Genomic DNA, 2,740 nt, shown 5'->3' on the forward strand with positions numbered 1-2,740 from the left:
GTAGAACTAATTTTTAAGACTGGTCTGCACCGATATTCGGAACATATCAAAGTTGTTCCGCGAAACGGAAATTCTTGTTCCTTGAGATGCGCCGGGTACAGAAAAACTATATGTCTTGCACCTGGGCAATCAAGCTATTTCTAAATTAAGAAAAGTTTCGGCCCTATATGCAACACAACTTTTTTCCTTATCGGCAGATCGTTATTCTCTTTGTTTCGAGCGGGGTTTCGTGTTTAACAAAAGGCGGACAAGTTCTTCAACTTTTGCTGATTTCTCAACCACCTAACTAAAGGAATTTAAATGAAATTATCCGCACGTAACGTTCTCGAAGGCAAAGTTCTCTCTATCAAAAAAGGCCCGGTTTCTACCGAAGTTGATATCGAGACTAAAGGCGGCGAACGCGTTGTTGCTTCTATCACTACAGCTTCTGCTGACTCCCGTTTTTGATACCTAAACAAGCATAAATTCTTTGCGAGCCCCCGTGGGCTCTCTTTTTTCGCTAAAAATATTTTATAATCTTAAGTATTATTTGTAGTATAATAAGTCTGAGATTAGCCTAGGAGGCGCTATGCACTACAGACTTGGGTTTAGTTCAAAGCTGGAAAATCCCAGCGTCTACATTGAGTGTTCTGTTCGGAAGCCCGGGATCCGTCACCCTGTTCGTGAGATCGTTAAACGATTTGGCAAAAAGAAGGACTTATTGGCTCAGGACCCTCTCGCATTGGAGAAGATCCGGCAGGAAGTCGATGAAATGAACCGAAACTGCAAGGGCAGACAATTGGTTTCCTCCCCTTCGTCTTTAAAAACTCTTAGTGCCGATTTATCAGAACTTCTGGAACAGCAAAGCCTAGATGGACAAGCCGTTTTTGAATCCCGCATCGCCGGATGCCTCATCCTTCAGCGTCTGTACGAGCAGCTCAGGTTTGATGCAAAGTTTGACTACATCAAGAAATGCTCCGAATTTCAGTACGATTTGGCAAAGATTACAAAGGACTTAGTTCTGCTCAGAATTCTCAATCCCGCCTCCAAACGCCGTTCCTGTCTTGTGGGACCCCGTCACTATCTCGGAATCGACTTAGACAATCTTGATCATGTCTATAAATCACTGGACGTTTTGAGCGAGCACAAGACGGACATTATTCGTTATTGGAACAGGCAAATCGGCAAAGAAATCCCTGAGCGTAATACCTCTGTGTGTCTCTATGACATCACAACTTATGCCTTTGAGAGCACGGACGCAGACAGTCTCAGAGACTTCGGATTCTCAAAGGACAAAAAATTTAATGAAGTCCAGGTCGTGATGGCCTTGGCAACAGACAAAGACGGATTTCCTTTGGACTACGGGTTGTATAAAGGCAATCAGGCTGAGGGCGCGACAATGGTGCCCTTCGTTGATGAGTTAAAGAAAAAATTTAACATCAAAAGCTTCACTGTCGTTGCCGACCGGGGCCTCAACAGCAAGAGCAATATCGACTCTTTGGTAAAGCTGGGCGATAACTACGTTTTATCCTCCAAAATCAGAGGGGCAAGCGACGACATCAAGGCTCAGGTGCTTTCTGAGGAAGGAAGAATTCCAATGAAGAAAGTGAACGAGGATGGAGAAATCATAGATTACGGCTGGTACAAAGAAATCCAAACCGACGGTCCGATTAAGTACGACACGCCGCAGTATGTCTTTGAAAAACCTGATGGGCAGAAGGAAAAAGAGCTCGAAGTCAAGCTTAATCACGAAAAAACACCCTCAGGAAAGACCGTAAAAAGCAAACTTAATCGCCGATACATTATTACCTGGACGGCCTCTCGGGCCAGAAAGGACAAGAAAGACAGAGAACGGCTGGTCAAAAAGGCTCGGGAACTTGTCGCTAATCCGGCCGACATTAAAGCCGGTTTTAAGCGAGGTGGCAGAAGCTACGTCCTCGTAGATATAAATGCCGAGACAGCCAGAATTGACGACACCCTAATTGCAGAGCAGTCTAAGTTCGACGGCATCCATGTTGTTGAAACCTCACTGACAGCCCCGGCACTAGAGGTCGTAAAGATCTACAAAAATCTTTGGAAGATTGAAGACAGCTTCAGGCATTTAAAGAGCAGCTTCAGCGCTCGCCCTGTGTATGTTCGACTGGAGGACCACGTCAGAGGACATTTCTTAATTTGCTTTCTGGCGCTATGTCTGCACCGATTCTTGGAATACAAGCTTAAAAAAGAAAATAAAAAGGCGAGTACTGAGCAAATCATCGATGGTTTAAACAACGCGCTTATTGCTCTGATCAACCCAGCAAAAGGGATAGAGTTTTACGGCACCAGCGGATTTAACAGTGTAGTCAGAGACATCATGGAGGTTGCGGGTCAGACACCTCCTTCCATATACGAGGAGGCAGCGTCGCTGAGGAAGAAGATGAGGTTGTACTGTGCCGTTAGAGAGTTGTTCGACTCTACTACGGCAAGTTAAGAAAACGAAAAAACCGAGACGCTAGAACTGGCGGGGGCTCAATGCCCCCGTCTTGCTGTTCTGGTGTTGAAAACGGGAAAAAGGCCCGGTTTCTACCGAAGTTGATATCGAGACTAAAGGCGGCGAACGCGTTGTTGCTTCTATCACTACAGCTTCTGCTGACTCCCTGAAGCTCGAAGTCGGCAAGAAAGTGTCTTGTACTGAAATAAGTTGACTCCTAAAGGAGTCAGGAATGGAAAATAAGGCAAAGATTGATCCTAAAAGATTTGGAATCTTAAAGGCTTATCAAAA

3 protein-coding genes are annotated in these 2,740 nt (G+C 45.1%); all 3 read left to right on the forward strand.

Translation table 11 applies throughout. From position 1 onward, the window contains the following. The first annotated feature begins 300 nt into the window (after positions 1-300). The 3 genes from ACZND6_RS12730 to ACZND6_RS12740 all read left to right on the forward strand — a co-directional run bounded on the left by ACZND6_RS12730 (position 301) and on the right by ACZND6_RS12740 (position 2,663). Positions 301-447, forward strand: coding sequence for a TOBE domain-containing protein (locus tag ACZND6_RS12730; RefSeq protein ID WP_489524770.1), 147 nt, complete (start codon positions 301-303; stop codon positions 445-447). A gap of 121 nt (positions 448-568) precedes the next feature. Next, positions 569-2,449, forward strand: coding sequence for an IS1634 family transposase (locus ACZND6_RS12735; protein ID WP_489524771.1), 1,881 nt, complete (start codon positions 569-571; stop codon positions 2,447-2,449). Positions 2,450-2,555: 106 nt separating this feature from the next. Beyond that, on the forward strand, positions 2,556-2,663 hold the full coding sequence (locus ACZND6_RS12740) for a TOBE domain-containing protein (RefSeq protein ID WP_489524772.1): 108 nt from the start codon (positions 2,556-2,558) through the stop codon (positions 2,661-2,663). Positions 2,664-2,740 lie beyond the last annotated feature (77 nt).

Source organism: Parasutterella sp. (assembly GCF_057870745.1).

Excerpts from the sequence above, each read along its gene's own strand:
- ACZND6_RS12730 (WP_489524770.1), top strand. The coding sequence starts at position 301 with ATGAAATTATCCGCACGTAACGTTCTCGAAGGCAAAGTTCTCTCTATC.
- ACZND6_RS12735 (WP_489524771.1), top strand. The coding sequence starts at position 569 with ATGCACTACAGACTTGGGTTTAGTTCAAAGCTGGAAAATCCCAGCGTC.